Origin of the sequence: Methylobacterium persicinum (assembly GCF_022179525.1) — a bacterium.
GTDB lineage: Bacteria > Pseudomonadota > Alphaproteobacteria > Rhizobiales > Beijerinckiaceae > Methylobacterium > Methylobacterium persicinum.
The window spans coordinates 68,001-87,199 of record NZ_BPQX01000023.1; the positions used below are offsets into that span (position 1 = coordinate 68,001).

Consider the following 19,199-nt stretch of genomic DNA (forward strand, 5'->3'; position numbering starts at 1 on the left):
GATGATACTCGCCCCGATCGATGCCGCCTTCGCCGAAGGGACCCCGATCGACGCAGTACCGGTCACCTTCGACGGGCTCACCGGTTGGTACGGCGCGGGAATGTCCCGCCGGGGCGTCGTCCTGTGCGGGACCCTCGGCTACGAGCAGATCTCGGCCTATCGCGGCTGGCGACGCCTCGCCGCCGACCTGACTGGCGCAGGACATCCGACTCTGCGCTTCGATTATCCCGGCGAGGGCGATTCGTCCGATCCGGAGATTGCGGACATCGACGCGCTCGTCCGCGCCATCCGCAGCGCCGTCCATTTCCTGCGGGAGGAGGGCGGCGCGGAGGAGATCGTGCTCGTCGGCCTCCGCTTCGGAGGGACGCTCGCCGCCCTGGCCGCCAGCGAGGGCGGCATCGACCGGCTCATCCTCCTCGCACCCTTCGCCACCGGCCGTGCCTACCTGCGCGAAATGACGATGCGCACGAAGGCCATCGACCAGTTGCCGGATGGGCGCCCCTTCCCGCAGGATCCGGCGGCGCCCGTCTTCGGCGGCTTTCGCCCGCCAGCGAGCATGATCGCCTCCCTCGCCGCCACCGATCTCGGCGCGAGACCACCCGCGCCCGTCCCGGACGTGCTGCTGCTAGGGCCCGACCCGGCCGGCCTCGCCGGCCGCCTGCGCGCAGGCGGCAGCGCCGTCACCACCGGTCCCTTTCCGGGCCTCGCGTCGTTTCTCTCGAATGCCCTCATTTCCGAGACGCCCCGGGAGGCCTTCGCCGAGATTCTCGCCTTCGTCGCAAGCGGCGCGCCCCTCCGTCCGCGCGGACCGCAGCTGATACCGCCAGCCCTTCCCCTATCGGGTGCGGGCTGGACAGAGACGGTGATCCGGTTCGGCGGTAATGCCGGGATCGTATGCACGCCGCGCGCGGCGGCTCCGGCCATGCCGGCCGTCCTCTTTCTCAACTCCGGCGTGAACCCGCGCTCCGGTTACGGGCGCCAGACGACCGACCTCGCCCGTCTCCTGGCGGCGAGGGGCGTGAAATCCCTGCGAATGGATCTCAGGGGCGTGGGCGACAGCGAGGACCGTCCGGATGGGACGCCGCCCCTCTACAACCTCGACGCGCTCGACGAGGTCAAACCCGCCATCGACAGGTTGGACGATGGATGCGGCGTCCTCGTCACGGGCAATTGCAGCGGCGCCTTCCTGGGTTTCCATCTGCTCTGCACGGATGCCCGCGTCCGCACGGCGGTCCTGTCGAACCTCTATTGCTTCGACTGGGACCCGAAGACGGACCTTGCCGCCGCCCTGAAGCCGAGCTTCCGCAGCCCGGCTGCCTACGCCTCGCTCCTGCGGCAGCCGGATGCGTGGCGGCGGGTTCTCCGGGGAGAGGTCAATATCCGGGCCATCGCGTCCCGCCTCGCGGGGATCGGGCTCAGCCGGCTCCGGCAGACGGGGGCGGCAATTCTGCAGCGATTCCCGTCGGCGGGAAGCGTCGCCGGGCGCGTCGCCGCGATCCGCCGCCGGGGCGGGCGGATCGTCCTCGTCTTCAGCGCGGGCGAAGCGGGACTTGGCGAGATCGCGGCCCATCTCGGTCGCTCGGCGGCGACCGTCGCCAGGCGTCTCGGCCAACCCATGGTCGTGTTGCCCGAGACGGATCACAATCTCAGCACGGAAGGTGCTCAGGAGCGCATCCGGGAGATCCTTCTTGCCGCCCTGGCAGCAACCGCCGCCGAGACCGGCCGGTATCGCCGGTCGCATGCCGGTTAGGGCATTCTTGGGCACCCTCGGATCATGCCGCGTCTCCCGTCATTGCCAGCGAAGCGAAGCGATCCAGGGATCCTCCACCTCCGGTCAGGTACCGCTGCCCTGGATTGCTTCGCTGTCGCTCGCAATGACGGTGAAGCGGGTGATCCAGATCAAGCGGATATAGCGAAACACCGTCGAGAAGCGGGATGCGTCAGAACCACCGCCGCAGTACGCCCCCCTCGAGCCGCGATACGATGGCGTCGACGTGGCTGCGGAGCCCGGCGCGCAATGTCTCGTCGATGTTCCTCAGGTTCGCGATCTCCGCCAGCAGCACTGCCCGGACTTGTGCGGCCGGGTATTCGATCTCCATCCGCAACTGGCCTCGTGCCTCACCGACGACGGAGAACAGTTCCCAATAGGTCATCACGCACCACAGGGGCAGGTAGCCGAAGGGCGACCGGGATATGATCTGCTTCGTCTCCGAGCTGAGAGTTTCGAACACGTGGCATAGGTACGTCCACGAGTTAAGCTGCGATCCCGCAGCGCCGGTATTGCTGTGCATGCTGCTCACGCGCGGCTCGAAATCCGGAAAGACGTGCACGTCTTCCTCCAGATCCATCACCCGGAAGCCGAGGCGGGAGTCGCCGGCGAAACGATCGGCGACGAGGGCTCCATAACGTGTCCGCACACGGTCCAGGAGCTCGGCTGAGTAGACGGCGTGACAGGCGAAGGGCATCCGCAGATGCGTCGCCACGTGTGGCCCGCCATAGCCGTGATCTCCAAACAGTCGGACGTTCTCCGCAAACAGGTCATAGCTCCTGAATCGCAACGGTGCGACGCCGTCCCATGAAGTTCCGAACTGGCATTGGGGCAACGATCCGACGCCGGTCGGAACCGTGTGAATGTCCATATTCAAATAAAGGGACTTGAATGCGAAGCACGGCAGTTCGGGATATCGGTCGAGAATACGGTGAATGTTCTCGACGGCATCCGATCTCCACATGGCCTTGTGCGTCATCGCGCACACGTGGCTGCCTCGGGCCTGGGCGAAGGCATATTCGAACGCTGCCGCCATGTCCGGTGAAGGCAGGGGCACCCGGGCGTAACGGAAGCGCCCGTCGAGTTGTCGCGCGAAGTCCCGCCACCAGCGCTCCTGTGTGCGCATGTCGGCGCTCGTATCGATCAGGACATGCTCGAACTCGTTGCAGGATTGCCGGATCAGGCTGTCGAACAGCCTGTCCAGCAGATGGGGCGCATTGCGCGTCGGCGTCACGATCGAAAGGCGCGGCGCAGCGGTCGGGGAAGTCTTCGCCCACATTCCAGTTAAGAGCCTATCGGTCAATCGAAGGCGGTGTAACCGATCCGTTCTCGAAATAATATCAATTGCAAATTGTAATATTACCGGGTTGTACCGTGTTCCTGAGGCTGAATTGCGCGTTCGATTCATAAAAAACCGCCCGGCTGTGTTGCGGCCGGGCGGGTTATTCGACCTAGAGTGTGATGGAAGGCAAAGATCCCCTCAAGCCATGCACTAAACCGTTGATTTTCTTCGGTTGGTTGTTGAATTTCGCGAGCCGCATTACCGCAATCTGGGGCGAAGCCCTTCCGCAACTAAGGTGCGGGCCCGATCCCGACGCTGCATCGGACACGAAAAAGCCCGGCCGCAAATGGCGGCCGGGCTTTGGTAGTGCCGTACGTTTTGGGGTGTCCTAGTCCGGAATGGCCTCACGCAGATAGAACGTCGCTGGCACCGTTGAATGATCAAATGCGGGCTGAATGCCGCGGTCGATCAGGTCCCTCTTAAGGGCCATGAAGTGAATGCCCTTCTCGCGAGCCAGCGCGTGAAGCGAGACATAGCGCGCCGAAAACGCCTCCAGGTCATCTTTTCGCACCGCCGTGTAGGGGCAGCGGTTCAGGGGGTTCGTCGCGCGGCGGGAAGGCAGAACGCCAATCGCCACCAACGCGTCAACGACCCTTGTCGAAGTCCTCAGCTCAGCTTCGACGGCTCTCAGGTTCAGATCGGGACCATAATCCTGGCGGATCATGTTCCTGATCTCCTCGCAGTCCACGAAAACCGATGCGTAGCCCTGTGCGCCCGCCCGGCGCCAGACCTTGGCAAGCTTACGACCCAGGATGAGCCGAACCACCTCCGCCGCCCCACAATTGGCTCGCTTAGCCGCCTCGGGAATGTTGACGATCGGGAAATACGGAGCCTCCACCTCGATGGCGCCGTCGAGCAGGGAGACAAGAAAGGCATCGAGATCGACGGGGTCGTACGTTGGGCCGCGCAATCCCTTCTTTTCTGACGTGACCCCTGCCTTGATGAACCCGTGGTTCACAAGAAGGGCGAATTGCACGCGACCGGCATCGGTATAGGCCGCCGCCGCGGCTTGAGATATTGCCCTTCGTGCGCTCGCGAGAAGTTCGGAGGCCTCGTCGGCGTCGAAGACAACACGGTCGTCAGACAGGTCAGTGTGGCTTGGCGGGAGCAGTCCACCAGCGGCAAGGATCTTGCGCAGGCGCTTCGGGTGTAGCCCCGTTTCCAACGCGGCAGTGCGGATCGAATGCAGGCGTCTGCGCTGCACTACGCGGCGCCCGAAGAATTCGTCCTCGGGGCCGACAGGAACGGTATCCGCCACGTAGCCGACCACGAGGTCTCGGAGTGGCTCGTAGGCCCGCTCCGACACGCTGTCGGTCAGCCACGTGTGGAGGCGGCCAAACCAGGCCTGAGGCCCACCATTGTCGACGCGGCGATCCGGGTAGGAACGCCGCATGCGATCAAGGAATCGGCGGATCTCGACGACACCGCCCGAGGCTATTTCAAAGCCCGCCTCGCCGGCCCTCCGCCAGTCCTCGTCGACGTAGTCCCTAATAGTTGCCATGGGCCCGTTCACGGCCACGGCCCCCATCATCTCGCAAACTCGCGCCACGGCGTGCCAGGACAAAGCGTCCAGCCAACCATGCCTAGTTTCGTCGATGCCGGCGACGCGATCAAGAAGGTAGGCCTCCAACTTGGTGGACGGAGCGACGGTGGCCTCGTCGGCCATGCGTCCAACGTCCGGGAGGATCCCCTCGATGTTCCGGGCGAAGTCGTGGATGGCATGTGCAGAGGTCACATGTGCCGCCTCGACGAGGGTAACCCCATGTCGGTGGCATGTACGTATTGGCGTCAGGAGCCACTCGACGCGCCCCGACGCATGCCATGGCGGCCGGCCATCCGCGAGGTCCTCCGCGAGGCAGCGTGGGCAGACCGCGACACGAGAACGCCGGAGGGATTGGCGCAAGAGGCTTTGCCCCCTGAACTCGTAGCCTACCTCCGTGCGGGTAATGGCACTCCGAGTTAGCAGCCCGACTGGGACCTGCAGGAGATCGGAGATGCGTCCGAGCGCCGCCGTCCTCCCATCGACCACGTCCTGAAAAGTCAGGCCGAGGTCGAGGCAGAACGCGCGTGCTGATGGCGCACGGTGGCGCAGCGCGTTGCGTGAGATCACGCTCGCCGGCGTCTCGCCGACGAGCGGGCCCAGGGCCGGGTGGAGCTTCATCTGCCCCCCTTCTCGTGCTTACCCTTATTTTTGCGTGACTTGGGCCTATCCCGCTTCCGTGGGTCCGCGGGTAACACCTGTTCCGGAGGAGCCTCGTCGAGGAGGATGAGCGAGCAGTCGATCTCCGCCCAACTCACCGCGACGAACGGGTTCAAGAGGTCGCCGACCCCCGTTCGGTCGAAGTAGGCTGTGGCAAACGTATCGAGGTCCAGCGGGACACCGTCGGCGATGGCAATCTCGATAGCCTCATGGACCAGTTCCACCGCGATCCCGAACCGGTGTATCCCGGCATGGGCGAGCCGCGGCGCGGTGTTCTCGGCGAAGTCCTTCTCCACGGTGACCCCAGCGATCCCCGCGAGATGCGTGATTACCTGAGCGACGCTGCTGAGATCCCCCGGGATGTCGAGCAGAGGGACGCGGACGAAACGGCCGCGCCTCCGGATCTCCTCGACGGCACGGAGGTCCGGCACGATGGAGGGAAGGCCGGAGACGACGAGACCCACCGGCCATTCCGGGGAGACCATCAGCGCCTTCAGCGTCTTCTGTATCGTGTCGATCTCGGCAACGTTCGCGCCGTCGGTCAGGTTGTGCATCTCGTCGAGGTGGAGGACGAGCGTGCCCGAGAGTTCGAGGTGCTCGAAGACGAGATTCCACACCAGGTGCTCGCGCATGTCTCGCGCGAGCGGGTAACCTAGCGCTCGTAGGAGACGGATGCCGAGGGTCTTAAGCGTGCAAGGGCTGGGTACGCTCACCGTGACGAGCGGGCAGCCCGAACCCAAAACGCCATAGCCCTGCAAGACCGGGTGGGTCCTGAAAAGACGGGAGAGAGACTCGGTCTTCCCGGTTCCGGCCTCACCAACGACGACGAGGGCGCGGGTCTCGCGCCGGCGCTCGGACGCCTCGTCATCGATTTGGTCATCGTGCCGGGTCGCGACCGTACGCAGCAGGCCGTCGAACGCGCGCCGAAGGTCTTCGTCCCAGCCACTGGGCAGATATTCGCCACGGACCTTTTCCATGACTGCAACGACGCCGAGCTCCTTTTCCGTCATGGATGCCCTCAAGCGATTGAGGGCGTTGTTTTCATCGGGCATCTCGCTCATTGATCAATCCTCGAACTTGACGGCGCGCCCGCGGCGGCGGGTGGGTGCGGTGGTGGATGGGACGGGGGTCAGGCCGCCCGCCGTGGGGATGGCGGCCGCGGTAAGGTCGGACCCGAGCTGGCTCGGTCCCTCCGGCAAGCGCTCGGGCGACGGGAAGCCGAAGCCGAGTTTCTCCTCGTCACGGTCGAGCTCCTCGCGGGTCGGACGGGTCGTCAGGATGCCGGCGCGGGCTTGAGCCTGAGCGGCGACCTCCCATGCGTCGCGGATTGCCGCCGCGACGATCTCGTCGTTCAGACGAGCCTCGGCGGCGAAGCTGCGCCGCAGCTGGGCCGATGCGATCCGCCAGGTCTCGACCGAAACGTCGTCGAACAACGGGCGCAGGCACGGAACGGCCAGCCAGCCGGCATCGCCGACCCGCACGGACACGTGTCCGAGGTCCATCGAGTCAACCTTCACCTCGACGGCGACGTCGCCATGCTGTCTGCGATAGGCTTGGAGCTCGTGGCAGTTGTAGTAGAGGCCAAGGACCCGGACGCCCTTGGCAGAGACAACGCGATCGATCTCGGTGCCGAAGATCGCCCGCTTGACGTGACGGTCGGGCGGCGGGATCACGCCGTAGGCCGCCACGAGGCGCTTCCACGCGTTGGCCGGCGTCTCCCCACCTAGGCCCGCGTGAGGAGTGTTATGGTAGACGTCGACGCTCCACCGTACGAGCACGCGGCAAAGCTCGGGCAATTCAAGGCTGACGCGTTTCTCGGGGTCGTAGTCACCCTTCTCGTTGATCGAGCCGAAGGTCCGACCCGTGAACGGCGATAGCGCCTGCATGCCGACCGTCTTGAAAAGGCGCTCGACCCGGCCGCGCATGTTCGCAAGGCCCGCAGGCGGGGCGTCTGCCTCAGCCTCCAGATCTATGACCGCACGCCGGAAGACGACCGAGAGGAATGACCGGGCCTGATCGTGTACGACCGTCTCCGGGCTGCCGCACTGATCCCAGGGAGATCGGGCCCCGGCGGCGTCCGCGTAGGGCTTCTTCGACGAGACGACCATCTCCAACACTTCAAGCGCGAGGCTGGCGTCAGGGCTGGGACCCATTTTCATGCCAAGGATGACACGGGTCCGCGCGTCGATGGCGGCGCAGACCCACAGTCGGACGGCTGCGATCTGCGTCTTGAGGTCGTCCGAGAGCCTTTCCAGGATTCCGGCGTCCCGGCACAGGGCGAACAGTTCGACCCGCCACTCGTCGATCTCGACCCGTTGGAGTGGCCGTTCCACGTCGGCGCCGTTTGCCACCATGGCGAATTTCGCCATCGCTGCCGGCAAGCCATGCCGCCCGGCATAGACGTCAAACGCAGGCAGAGCCCGGATCTCCTGGCACATCCTGTGGTACGAGGGCAGCCTCAGGAGCGGCAGTCCCATGGGCTTGCGCTCACCGTTGCGCCTTTCAACCTCCGCTGCGAATAGCCGATAGATGTCCTGGATCGTAGGCCGGGTCTCGGAGGCGTACTTAAGCGCGTACTCGGCGAGAAGAGTGCGCTCCTCGTGAGTGAAGCGCTGCGTGATGCGGTCCCCGCATAACCGAAGCCGCTTACGCAAGGCGATCGCCTTCCACTGGCCAGCCTCCAGCCGGCGCAGCCAAGTGCGCAGCGTCCGGGGGCTTGGCGACCGCCGCGCGGGCGGGATCGGCTCGCCGGCGCGAGGCTGCAACAGATCGCCGTTCGCATTTAGCCTCGCGGCCTTCTTCTCCTCCTCCACGGCCATCTCGGCTTGGATCAGGGGAAGGACCGCCTTGATGGAGCGGTCAGAGCGCGTGGCACGCTTCTTCCGCTCCATACGCAGGAAGCCGTGACAGAGCCGGTACCTCCACAGGAGTTCGTCTACCTCTTTCTTCGGCAGGTCGCCCAGGCGGTCGAGGCCGCCCTCGTGACGGGCCTTGATCACTCCCGGATCGAAAGCGCCCTTCTCGAAAGCGTAGCCGGGCTGCTCAGATAGCTGGTGGATACGCGCGTGCGAGAACGGCGCCGTGACCTTTGGATCATCGACGCGGGCGAGGATGTAACCGCCGACAAGGTTCTGTTCGTGCCTTCGGTAACGCACGCCGCCCAAAGTCACGCAGTCGAGCGGCCCGATGCGGAAGACGGGAATGAACGGATCAGCCATCACGCCACCTCCCCATGGATGTCCCCGGTCCAGACCAGGGTGGTGCCATGGTCGATGCGGGCATGCTCGACGAGCGTGACCCTGCCCTTAGCGACGAGGCGCACGACGGCTCGAAATCCGGCCCCTCCCAACCCACTCGCTGCGACCAGAGCGCCGATGGTGCTGCGCCCCGGCTTGGCAATGAGCCGCTCGACAGCGGCGTCGTGGTCCGGGTTCGCGCCGCGGCGGGCGTGATGCAGGAGTGCGGCGTTGTGAACGACGTCACGAGGAAGGTCGGCGTCGGTGATGGGCAGGATGCCGTCGGCAAACCCCCGCGGAAGCTGGCCGGCCATGAGCTTGCACGTCTCCCTGAGACGCTTGCGCACGGCCCTCGCCATCGGCTTCACCGGAATTGCGAGCTTGCGCCCGTCCGTCAGCGTCGCGAGAAAGTCGAAGGTGTGTCGGTGCTCGATGCCGGCGGCGTCACGGTATGTGACGGCAGCGGGCTGCTCCCGCAGGTCGGCGACCTGTGGATGCGTCAGGAGGAAGAGCGCGGCTTTCCGCTCTAAACCGCTCTCGCACCTGATCTCGCGCGGGTGGTGGGCTCCGCCGACTAGGGAGGGGCGACAAGAGGCGCTACAGCGCTCGTGGATCGCTATATCGCGGGACGAGCGGGACCGACCCGGTGGCCGCCAGGGCGCCACCGGAGAGTTGGGAAGGGTCTGCATGTGTCCGGAGTCCTCGATTGAGGCTCTCGGCCTTTTCACAGGGCAGCCGGACTGCACCCCTTGCTTTGCGAAAAGCGAGCGGACATATTCCGTCAGTCCTGGTAGAGGCAGAAGCCTTTACTGGATGGGTCCTCGCTCCAGAGGGATTTACGGTTTTTCGGGAGCGAACGGTCTTTGGGGCACTCCGATGTGGCGTCGGGGTGCCCTTTTTCGTTCGTGTTGCCGCTAGGACCGCGCCTTTTTCCTTGGCGCTCGCGGCTTTGTTTTCTCCTCTCCTTTCTCCTCGAAGGTCTTGGCTCGCTCGGTCCGGGCCGCCTCGACATCAGCGGGGCCGCAGCCGGCAGCGTACCAACGAAGTGCACGCGGATCGTGGCCGATCACGCCCTCCTTCTTCAGTGCTGCCTTCGCCTTCTCCGCCGTGTCCAGGGCCATGTCGGCGTCCGTGATGAGCGAGTTCAGGGCACTCGCTGTTATGCCCTGGGCACCTGCCGCCTCCAGTGCCTCGATCATCATGCGGCGCGCCGGGCTTCTCTGTCGTGCCGCGGCAGATTCAAGTCGCGGCTTCGTTGTGCTCGATATTTCCGCGGTCTCCGCCGCGATTATCTCGTTATTTGACGGCAGTGCATGCAGAAAAGCGAGTGCGACTTCCGATGTGACTATCTGCTCCCGAACAAGCCGACACTGCTCGTCGAGTTGAGACAGCTGTCGTCTATGGAACGCCAGAAGCTGTTGGTGCAGGGCAATTTCCGCCTTCAAGGCGTCGTTGTTCATTCTATTCGCTTCCTCCTTGAGTGGAACGCGCCACCGAGCGTTGCCGGCCGCTGCCACATGAATTAGGCCATGGGCTTCCATGGTGCAATAGGTATGTGACCGGATTTTTTGGGCGCTCTCCCTCCTCCGCCCAGGGGTCGGCAGGTGGCTGAGATCCACATCTTTGTTGTTAGACCGACACAATAAACGCAGGATCAAAGGACGCTTGGCAGTGCATTCGGGGATTGGCGACGACCCGGGTTCGCCCGACCATGACATCGACCGGCCCAGGCACGTGCCCGTGAATCCAAAGCGTAGGCGCTCCCCAGGCATGCATGACAGCTTCAAGGTCAGATGCGAGCGATGCTCCCACCCACTCGTCGCAGATATCAGGTAGCTTTTCCGGCGGCAGGCAGCGCACCGATGGGGCATGATGAGTGACGACGACCGCGCGATCCCCTGGCCTGGCGCCCTGGACGAGTGCGACCGGCGACGGCGAAAAGCCGGTAGACTGAGCGACAATCGATCCAAGAGCATCCTCGATGTACGCGCGGGATCGAGCATGCGCGCCGGCTGCGTCGTGCGGCAGGTAAGGGGACGAGCCGGCGCGCCGGATCAGCCTGCAGTCGCTGTGATGGTGCCGAGCATGGCCGCGGGCGAGGGTCGCCCGCCCAGCGCCATTTAGTGCCCAGTCCGTCCACAAGGTGGCGCCGAGAACAAAAAGGCCAGCTCCGCGCCCATCGTCGATGCGTAGGGCATCGTCCGAAAGTAGCGCGATACCGTGCAGGTTCGCCAATTCCAGCCCTCGACCCAGGGTTTCCTCTACGTCCTTGCCTCCCCAATACTCCCGATTGCCGGGCACGAGGATAACGGGACGGGATCCCTGCCGCCCGTCGAGGCTTTGCACCAGCCACTGGATCGAACCCTGGAGGTCGTCGGAGACGTCGCCGGCCACCACAAGCGCGTCGAAGTCCGGAAGCGGGGCGGGCAGGGCGAGGGGATGGCGTTCGACGACGAGGTCGGACATCACCCAAAGCCGGTACCGTCGCGGCCTCGGTGCCGCGGCGCGGGCGAGTTCCGGCGCGGGGACGGCGCCCCGACCCGCCACTCGGGGATCAGCGTGCCGGGTCATCGGTCGCCGCCTCCCGCCTGCCTGGCCGGACGCGGCCGCGCGTCGGCGATGAACCGGCGCAGCGCGTCGCCGCCCAGCACGCGGCGGTCGAGCAGCGCCTCGGCGACACCCTGCACGACATCCTGGTATTCGGAGACCAGGCGCTCCGCCTCGGCCTGCAGTCGGGCGAGGTCCGCCTCCACGGCCGCGCGCAAGGCCGGTTCGGCGCCCAAGGCACGAGCGACATCCTCCATCGGGCCGCGATAGACGATGCTGCCCCCGAGCCCGAACGATCCGTGGATGCCGGCGACGAACGCGGTGGCGCGCGCGAGATCGGAAGTCTCGTCGCCGCCAGAGCCCGCGCTCGCCTCCCCGAGGAACACGGTCTCGGCGGCGCGGCCGCACAGAAGGCCGATCACCATCCGCTCCAGGTCGTCGCGCGTGGGTATCGGGCCGAGGCGCGAGCGCATGCTCGTGCCGCCCGCGGCGGTCTCGCGCAGGATGAGGTCCACCTGCGCGACATGCCCGATTTGCAGCAGCTCGGCGCCGACCGCGTGGCCCGCCTCGTGGAGGGCACTCCGCATTTTTTCCCCGGCCGTCCGGGTGTCCGGCGGCGCGACCGCTTCCAGCAGGTCGTCGGCCTCTATCGGGCGCCTCTCCGCGCGGGCCCTGGCGCGCGCCGCCTTGACCCAGCCGACGACCTGCGCCCCGCTGGCCCCGAGCCCCAGCTCGGCGACGACGGTCAGATCGAGGTCGGGCAAGTCGGCGCCGAGATGCTGCCGGACGATGGCCGCCAGGTCCGGCGCCGCCGGGGGAGCGATGCGGATGACCTGCCCCAACCGTCCCGGGCGGACCAGGGCGGGGTCTAACTTGTCCGGATAATTGGTCGCGCCGATGATGCATACGCCCGCACCCTCCCGCGCACAGCATTCGTCGATTTTTAAAAGCATGTGGGTCACCACGGGGGTCCACCACGAAGAATTTCTTCCGTCCATTGACGATCTACTCGGAATACTGTCGATTTCATCCAGGAATAAAAGTGAAGGAGCTCGTGCGTAAGCTTCCTCAAAAGTCGAATCGATGTGCTTTACAACTCCGTCCAAGTACCCGTTAGACTGAGAAAACCACGAGGAAACAGAACTAACCAGAAGCGGGAGGCGAGCCGACTTCGCCAGGGACCGCACGTAAGTCGATTTGCCTAATCCTGGATTGGATGCCAGCACGACGTTGCGGTCGATGTCCGCGAAGGAACCGATGCGGCCTTCGCGCCAGGCTTCGAGCTCTTCGAGCAGGCGCATGCCCCAGGCGTGGGAACGGCCGTAGCCGCACAGAGCCGGGAACGGCACCGCGTCGGCGACGTGACCATCCACCGTGGACCGCGCCTCGGACGCGGCGGCGAGGCGCTCCACGCAGGCGCGGGCCGACCCGGCGCGGATCGCGGCACAGAGATCCCAGATCCCAAGGCCGACGGCGACCGACGCGGGCATGGCAGGCGGGCGCTGGCCGGTCGCGGCGCGGATCACGCGCGCGATGACCGCGTTCGACGGAACTGGAACCCGATAGCGCCCGTCGGCTGCGGCGAGGAGGGCAGACGGCAGGTACCGCTCGCAGGCCTGCGAGACCCCGAGCACCCGCCCGCCGTCGGCCAGGCGCCGCGCCACGGTGTCGTTGCCGCGGTCGGGGCGATCCTCCCGCGAGGCGCCGGTGCGGGCGAAGACGGTCGCCCCCCAGTTCCCCAGCGTCGTGCAGGCCGACCGGACCGGCTCGACCCATTCCGCCGATGGCACCTCGATCACGAGGGCGAAAGACCTGGCGCGGGCGATGCGGCGGCGGTCGGCCGCCGGGATGGCCTCCTCCAGGGCGAAGAGGGCCAGGGTGTCGATGGACGGGGCGCGCCGCCCCGGGCGGCCGAGGACGGCCTCGCCGTCCTCGGCGTCGTCGCGGAAGTAGGTGAGATCGGCGATCATGGGCTCCCCGTCGTGCAGGTCGGCGTTCGTCTTCGGCGTTCATCTTCGGCGTTCGTGTTCGCCGTTCGTCTTCGGCGCCCGGGGCGGGGCCCGGTTCAGAGCTCGATCACCAACCCGGGGTCGAAGCCGGGATTCTCCCCCGGGTAGCCGTGCGGGTTGCAGACCACCCGGGTCGCGCCGAGGCGGTAGTCGAACGGCGTGTGGACGTGCCCGTGCACCCAGAGGTCGGGCCGCCCCGCGCGGATGAGCGCGTCGAGGTCCGAGGCGAAGGCCGGGTTGAGGGGGTGCCCCGCATAGGCGGGTGCGACCGAGCCGGCGCTGGGGGCGTGGTGCGTGATCACCACGTGCGGGCGGCACCGCCCAGGATGCGGGTCGCGCTCCAGCAAGGCGCGCTCAAGGAAGCGGCGCGAGGCGTGGTGCAGGGCCAGGGCGTCCTCGGGCCGGAACGGCTTGAAGCGCGGTTCGTACGACCGGGCGACTAGGCGGTGGTCCGTAAGCCCGATGCGCGCGGCGTCCATCGCGGCGGCGCGCCCGGGAACGCCATTGAGGGCGTAGTCGGTCCACAGGGTGCAACCCGAGAACGTGCAGCCGCCGAGCGCCACGGTGTCGTTCTCCAGCAGATCGATGCCTTGGCGCGCCGCGGCCCGGCGCCCGTGGGCGAGTTCCGCATCGATGGCGCCGCGGTAGAACTCATGGTTTCCCGGCACGAGCACGACCGGCATGGCGGGACGGATGGTGGCGGCGAGCCAGGCGACCGTGTCGGCGAGGCCCTCCCCGACATCGCCGGCCACGACGGCGACGTCCGCGTCGGGGATGGCCGCCGGCGTCCAGGGTCTCGCGTAGGTGCGCCGGTGAAGGTCCGAAAAGGTCCAGATACGCAATCCTTGCACTCCCAGGTTGGGCGGGTCGCGGGTGGGCGAAGCTCATCCGCGCGCGGGCGGCATCGGGTGTCGGCGCGGCCAGCGGGGGGCCCAGCGCGCGGCCCGGTCGACCAGTTCGCCCGGCCGCGGATGCCGACGCGCGAGGGCGGCCAGACCGTGGGCGAGCACCAGGGCCGCGGTCGCGTCGCCGCGCGCGGCGTGGACGAGCAGCCCGCTCATCGCGAGGTCGGTCGCGGCCGTGCCGGGCGGGTGGCGATGGAGGACGTCGACCGCCACGGCCACCGCCGCGGCCGGGTCCCCGCGCAGGGCCTCCGGCCAGCGCCGGTGGTGCAGGAGCAGCGCGGTCCCAGCGACCGCTCGCTCGATCTCGGCGACGGTCGCGGGCGCGATCTCGCCCGGATCGCATCGGCGCCACACGGTCAGTGGCTGACCGGTCGCGGAAGGGGCTCCGGCGATCCCGGCCCGCCTCGCGCTTCCGCCCTCGCTCACCGGCATCCGCTTTCCTCCGAATTGGACATGGCTCCGCGATCCGGCGCGCGGCCGGGCGGGGAGGGGCGGGAAGGGAAGGGGTGGAAGGCGGAGTGGCCGGGGCCGGCGGCCTAGGACAGCGCGGCGGGACCGGGCGCGGGGGATCCCAAAGTGTAGTACCGCGAGGTCGTCCGCGCCCACGTCAGCATGTCGGAGGCATAAAGATCAGACGTGGTGATCCTTCTGCCGTCCGGGATGCTCGGGTGCCCGTAGACGCGACCAGTGAGGATGCGGACCTCGCGGGTCGTGGGTCGCCACTCCTCCAGGCGCGGCACGTCGGCGAGATCGGCGGCCGTGGGCTTGGCCCCGTCCCGGATGCCCTGGAGCTCGTCGGCGAGGTCGTGGAGCCGGTCGCCGGCCTCCCGCTGGTCGGGTTGCCGCGCCGCCGCGAACTCGGCTCCGAGCGCGGCCGCGTACGCCTCCGGATCGACCGCTTCCGCGTGGGGATTTTCGGCGACGAGGCGCAAGGCGGCGAGGAGCGGCACGCCGGCCGCGAGGGTCCGCGCAGTCCGATCGCCCTCGATAACGCGGGCCGCCTCCGCGCGGCTCAGCGACGGTAGGACCGTGGGCAGCACGCGCAGGGGCCCGGCCCCGACGGCGAGCCGCGCCATCGCGGCCGTGAATGCCGCACCGGCGGGGGTGCCACCGCCGCGGCCGCAGCCCAGCAGCCATGGCGGCGCCGGACCGCCCGGAACCGCACCGGCGGGCTCGGGCCGGTCGGCGTCGGCCTCCGCCCCGACGTCGGCGAGGGTGCAGGCCGCCATGTGCTCGTCGAGAGGGGTAGGGCCGACGACCATCACGGGCACATCGATGCGGGCGCGCAGCGCGGCGTCCGCGAGGCAGGGCCCGGGCAGGTCGAGGATCACGTGACGGTCGGCCGCCGCGGCGATCTCGCCGGCGATAAGGGGATCGGCCTCGCAGACCGTCGCGGCATCGTGCTCCGCCACCGCGACCTCGTCGAGGCGGTAATGGCGTTCGGGGAGGTGCGCCTCACCGGGCAAGGTGATGCGGACGAGGGTCACCGCCTCGCCGAGCGCGGCGTAGGCATCGGCGAGGATCAGGGCGGCATGCGTGGCGTCGGTGCGCCCAGAGCATCCGAAGGTGGCGCTGATCACGAGAGCCTCCGTGAAAGGCACGGACGCGACCGCCCGGCGAAACGGTCGCCGGGCGGTCGCGTCAGACATGCGTTGTTGAGGAAGCGAATATTAGCGCAAAACCTGTGATTAATGCAACAAGTTTCGAGCACACGCAAGTAGTCTTACGCGTAGAAGGTTAATATCCACAGCGAACTGTGGATATCTTTCTCTTACGACACCACCGCATCAAGGGCGGGTGCCAGGGCGAGGCGTCTGGGCCGCTCACGACTGGGCCCAGCCATCCTCTTCGTCGCGGACGGCTTGGTGCAGGCGCAGGGCGAGGGTCACCGCCCCATCGTCGTCGTGGTCGAAGTCGCCGTCGAGCAGCAGCGGGAGCGGGGGCTCGTCCCAGGCGGCATGGGTCGCGCCGACCGGGTTCGCGGGGCCGGCGGGCGCCGCGAGGCGCCCCATGGTCCGGTCGAGGGCCTTCCGGGCGGCGGAGCGTTTGCGCGCGCGGCGGCCCGGTCCGGGCCCCGGCCTCGGGCGGGCGGCGGGCGTGTCGTTCCGGGCATGCTTGGTGCGGACGGTCATGGCAGGCTCCATCAGGCGAGGGTGGCACACGCGCAGCCCGCCGTGTGGCGGGGCGCGATGTGGGGCTTGGCGGTCCCGAGCCTGCGCAGGCTCGACGCCCGCGGCTTGCGCCGGGCGATCGGACGCGGGACCGACATCCTGCGGGCGGGTGCCCCGGCGGCATCGCTCGGGTCGCCGTCGAGGTCGGCGGCCAGCTCCAGGAGGCTCATCCGGAGCCTCAGGTCGGCGGCGGTTCCCGCCTCATCGAACAGCGCGTTGAGGCGACCCGGATCGAGGCGCGGCGCGTGCGGGTCCTCCGCGACGAGGTACAGTGCGGCGGCGAGACCGGCGGAGCGGGACATCAGGTCGACGCAGGGCTCGCCGGCGAGCAGCCGGGCGGCCTTCTCGCGCCGGAGGGCCTCCAGCGTCACCGGCAGCGCGCGCAGGCCGGCCGGACGGGCGCTGCCGCAACAGGCGAGCAACCAGGGCGGGGGGAGGTCGGGCAGGGCGTCCGCGGCCACCGCGCGCAGTGCCGCGGACGCCGCCAGCGGCCTCGGCCCGAACGAGACGACCGCGACGTCGACACGGCTCCTGATGGAGCGGTCGCCGAGGTGCGCCAGCGGCAGCGCGACCATGAGGTGGCGCCCATGGACGCGCGCGGCGTCGAGGGCGTTCGGGAGCGCCTCGACGATCCGGCCGCTGCCGGCCATGAGGCTCGGCGGGGCGTCATCGTCGGCGGCGCGGCGGTCGAGGGCGCTGCTCGCGAGGAGGGCTGCTTGGCTGGCCGACACGTCATCGGCAAAGAACGCTGCGATCACGGGAAGTCTCCGTGAGTGAGTCCGTGCTTCTTGGCACGAACGAATATTACCGCAGGTCCGACCAGTAAGACCAGCAAAATCTCTAGTCACTAGAGGTTTCCCGCGTCTGAGGTTAAGGCGGAGTTGCTTTCCGAGGCCGAGCCAGCGGCGGGTCGCGCGCGAGCCGCTCAAGCCTCGGGTCGCCTCGGCCCGATCATGCGGCATGCGCCTCATCGGCACGTCGCCGGACGCGAATGCCGCTTTCGGTCGTCCCACCGGCCCGCACGAACCGTCGGCGCAGCGGACCGAGTTGGCGTAGTCGGTAACGCGTAACGCTATGCGTAACCCGCTACGACCGTCGACACCTCGGACGGCGCCTGGAGCGTGGAACCACTCGCCCGTGTCGACGCGTATGCGCGCCGCGGAACCGGCACGGTCGTCCCCTCCTTGCCGGTGGCGTTCCGGTGCGGGCTGAGCGGTGGGCGCGACGACCATTCCTTCATCGCTCGCGGGCGCTTCGGCCTGATGGAGGCGGTACCGAAACCTGGACCGCTGGCCGACCGGCCGGCGGAGCCGACGGTCGCGGACGAGCCACCGGCAATGAGCAAGCGGCGGTTCTGGCGCCGGTTCGTGCAGGCGGTCCACGCCCTCCTGGCGAAGGAAGGTTCGCTGACGGCCGAGGAGATCCTGGAGCGGATCGATCCCGAGTGGATCGGGGCATCCGAGCGGTTTCAGCGGATCACCCCCGGACGTCTCCGGTACAAGCTGCGCGGGCGGATCGACGAGGGCAGGCCCTTCGAGGAGCTCCCGGGCGAGCGGTTCGCCGCCGTTTCCGGAGAGGAACCCTGGGACGGCGAGAGCGCGATGTCCGGGGCGGTGCGGAACGGGTGACACCCTGCGCCGTTGCCCGCTCGCTCGAACGGGAGGCGATTGCGTGACCCCTGCGGAAATCGAGGCCAAGGTCCGAGGTGCGCATGTGGAGGCACTGCGGAACCGCTTCATGCAGAGGCACCGGAGCCCGCGCATCACCGACCTGTTCCGCGACGTGAGGCTGTACGGCCGGGAGGCGGGGGTCGACTTCGCCGAGACGCATCTCGGCCGGCTCGTCGACGAGGCCGTCGGGGTGGCCGGGTGCAGGGAATGCGCGTTGGAGATGACGCTCCCCGGCTCGGGCCGCGCAGCCCTCGAAGGGATGGCGCAGGCGCTTCGGGATCTCACCGGCCTGGAGGTCGAGGTGGACGGGACGACGGTTCGGCTGAGCTGGGCTTGATCTGCCGGGGTTCGTCCTCTGACGAGCCTGATCGGATCGTGCCCTGCGCGATCAGGCTTTGCTCGGCCCGCGCACGGGTTTTTTCCGCGCCGGCCCAGGGGCGCTTCGGGTGACGGACTGCGAACCTTGCGGCTTGACGGGGGATGCGGGCTTGGTCGGGGGACCCGGTCTGGTCTTCGGGACGGCGCGCTTCGCCCGCACGGGCCGGGCCGGGGCCGCGGTCATGTCCTTGCGAACCGCCGCGACCACGCGCCGAATGCCCTGGGCGACGTTGAGGTACGCCTCGTCGGCGCTGCGCCACCGGGTCACGTCGCGCCCGTCCTCGGGCAGGAGCTTGAAACCGGCGGGCGGGGTCGACTTCCAGTCGCAGGGGCGCACGACGACGGCGACCACGCGCATGGCCCCGCGGGCGCGGCGGTTCATGGCGCGGCGGTACTCGATCTTCCAGCAATAATTGCTGGCCAGGTAGTCGGGGCTGAGCAGGCCGACGAAGACGTGGGCGTCGCGCAGCGCCCGAGCGATGCCGGTATCGAGCTTGTCGCCGGCATCCATGTCGCCGTCGAACCAGCTCCTCACGTTGTCACGCTCCAGGGGCGCGAGGTGGATGCCGAGCCTCCTCCGGGCCTCGGCGTCGCGGTGCGAGTACGAGACGAAGATCCGGACCTCGGGCTTCTCTGCCTTAGCCCGCGGGGCCGCTGCGGACTTCGGGGTCGGATGCGTCCGGGAGGCCGCTTTCGCAGGCACGCCGGGCTTTTCGGGACGCGTACGGGCGCGGGCGCGCATGGAAGCCCCCGTCAGGTTGCCGGCCAAGTTCGGGATTCATGCGCTCCGAACCGGGTTTGTTCCCTACGGGGAAGGGGATAACCCGGCTGGCGTCGGCCTTGGTCGCCGGGTGGGCGACTCGGCCGGGAACGCATAGCGCATAGCGGCATCCGCTACGTGTTACGGCTCCAGTCGGAAGGCGCGATCTCGGACGCGCTTGCCGGCCCGCTCCGCCGCCTCGGCCGTGCTCCA

17 protein-coding genes and 1 pseudogene are annotated in these 19,199 nt (G+C 68.1%); 3 read left to right on the plus strand and 15 right to left on the minus strand.

Going from position 1 to position 19,199, the window contains the following annotated elements:
* The first annotated feature begins 1 nt into the window (after nucleotide 1).
* Nucleotides 2-1,750 (plus strand): alpha/beta fold hydrolase, encoded by a 1,749-nt coding sequence (locus MFF22_RS10290; RefSeq protein ID WP_238248874.1) that lies wholly within the window; start codon nucleotides 2-4, stop codon nucleotides 1,748-1,750.
* A gap of 190 nt (nucleotides 1,751-1,940) precedes the next feature.
* Here the strand turns inward: MFF22_RS10290 and MFF22_RS10295 are convergent, their stop codons facing one another.
* From MFF22_RS10295 to MFF22_RS10355, 14 genes and pseudogenes are all read right to left on the minus strand, one after another.
* Entirely contained in the window at nucleotides 1,941-3,047 is a 1,107-nt protein-coding gene (locus MFF22_RS10295) for a glycosyltransferase (protein WP_238248875.1), read from the minus strand.
* 391 nt (nucleotides 3,048-3,438) lie between these two features.
* Nucleotides 3,439-4,776 (minus strand): hypothetical protein, encoded by a 1,338-nt coding sequence (locus MFF22_RS10300; RefSeq protein ID WP_238248876.1) that lies wholly within the window; start codon nucleotides 4,774-4,776, stop codon nucleotides 3,439-3,441.
* 96 nt (nucleotides 4,777-4,872) lie between these two features.
* Nucleotides 4,873-5,271, minus strand: a pseudogene (locus MFF22_RS24825) (TniQ family protein); the annotation flags it as partial.
* Nucleotides 5,268-6,371, minus strand: a complete 1,104-nt coding sequence (locus MFF22_RS10305; protein ID WP_238248877.1) for an ATP-binding protein — start codon at nucleotides 6,369-6,371, stop codon at nucleotides 5,268-5,270. The gene MFF22_RS10305 and the pseudogene MFF22_RS24825, both read right to left, overlap by 4 nt.
* Before the next feature lie 3 nt (nucleotides 6,372-6,374).
* Nucleotides 6,375-8,528: a TnsB C-terminal domain-containing protein gene (locus MFF22_RS10310; RefSeq protein ID WP_238248878.1), complete on the minus strand. Its 2,154-nt coding sequence runs from the start codon at nucleotides 8,526-8,528 to the stop codon at nucleotides 6,375-6,377.
* Nucleotides 8,528-9,235: a TnsA endonuclease N-terminal domain-containing protein gene (locus MFF22_RS24830; protein WP_370877515.1), complete on the minus strand. Its 708-nt coding sequence runs from the start codon at nucleotides 9,233-9,235 to the stop codon at nucleotides 8,528-8,530. The genes MFF22_RS10310 and MFF22_RS24830 overlap by 1 nt, the downstream gene beginning before the upstream one ends.
* Nucleotides 9,236-9,460: 225 nt before the next feature.
* Entirely contained in the window at nucleotides 9,461-10,006 is a 546-nt protein-coding gene (locus MFF22_RS10320) for a hypothetical protein (RefSeq protein WP_238248880.1), read from the minus strand.
* A 169-nt stretch (nucleotides 10,007-10,175) separates the two neighbouring features.
* On the minus strand, nucleotides 10,176-11,012 hold the full coding sequence (locus MFF22_RS10325; RefSeq protein WP_238248881.1) for a metallophosphoesterase family protein: 837 nt from the start codon (nucleotides 11,010-11,012) through the stop codon (nucleotides 10,176-10,178).
* A gap of 101 nt (nucleotides 11,013-11,113) precedes the next feature.
* Nucleotides 11,114-13,063, minus strand: a complete 1,950-nt coding sequence (locus tag MFF22_RS10330) for an AAA family ATPase (protein WP_238248882.1) — start codon at nucleotides 13,061-13,063, stop codon at nucleotides 11,114-11,116.
* Between the two features lie 95 nt (nucleotides 13,064-13,158).
* Nucleotides 13,159-13,953, minus strand: coding sequence for a metallophosphoesterase (locus tag MFF22_RS10335; protein WP_238248883.1), 795 nt, complete (start codon nucleotides 13,951-13,953; stop codon nucleotides 13,159-13,161).
* Nucleotides 13,954-13,986: 33 nt separating this feature from the next.
* Nucleotides 13,987-14,361, minus strand: a complete 375-nt coding sequence (locus MFF22_RS10340; protein ID WP_238248884.1) for a hypothetical protein — start codon at nucleotides 14,359-14,361, stop codon at nucleotides 13,987-13,989.
* Between the two features lie 182 nt (nucleotides 14,362-14,543).
* Nucleotides 14,544-15,587: a hypothetical protein gene (locus MFF22_RS10345; protein WP_238248885.1), complete on the minus strand. Its 1,044-nt coding sequence runs from the start codon at nucleotides 15,585-15,587 to the stop codon at nucleotides 14,544-14,546.
* Nucleotides 15,588-15,830: 243 nt separating this feature from the next.
* Nucleotides 15,831-16,139 (minus strand): hypothetical protein, encoded by a 309-nt coding sequence (locus MFF22_RS10350; protein ID WP_238248886.1) that lies wholly within the window; start codon nucleotides 16,137-16,139, stop codon nucleotides 15,831-15,833.
* A gap of 11 nt (nucleotides 16,140-16,150) precedes the next feature.
* Nucleotides 16,151-16,936 (minus strand): hypothetical protein, encoded by a 786-nt coding sequence (locus tag MFF22_RS10355; RefSeq protein ID WP_238248887.1) that lies wholly within the window; start codon nucleotides 16,934-16,936, stop codon nucleotides 16,151-16,153.
* A gap of 363 nt (nucleotides 16,937-17,299) precedes the next feature.
* Here MFF22_RS10355 and MFF22_RS10360 point away from each other — a divergent pair, with 363 nt between their 5' ends.
* Nucleotides 17,300-17,806 (plus strand): hypothetical protein, encoded by a 507-nt coding sequence (locus MFF22_RS10360; RefSeq protein ID WP_238248888.1) that lies wholly within the window; start codon nucleotides 17,300-17,302, stop codon nucleotides 17,804-17,806.
* A gap of 43 nt (nucleotides 17,807-17,849) precedes the next feature.
* Nucleotides 17,850-18,185, plus strand: coding sequence for a hypothetical protein (locus tag MFF22_RS10365; RefSeq protein ID WP_238248889.1), 336 nt, complete (start codon nucleotides 17,850-17,852; stop codon nucleotides 18,183-18,185).
* 51 nt (nucleotides 18,186-18,236) lie between these two features.
* Here MFF22_RS10365 and MFF22_RS10370 read toward each other — a convergent pair whose 3' ends face one another.
* Nucleotides 18,237-18,929, minus strand: a complete 693-nt coding sequence (locus MFF22_RS10370) for a toll/interleukin-1 receptor domain-containing protein (protein ID WP_238248890.1) — start codon at nucleotides 18,927-18,929, stop codon at nucleotides 18,237-18,239.
* Nucleotides 18,930-19,199: the final 270 nt, after the last annotated feature.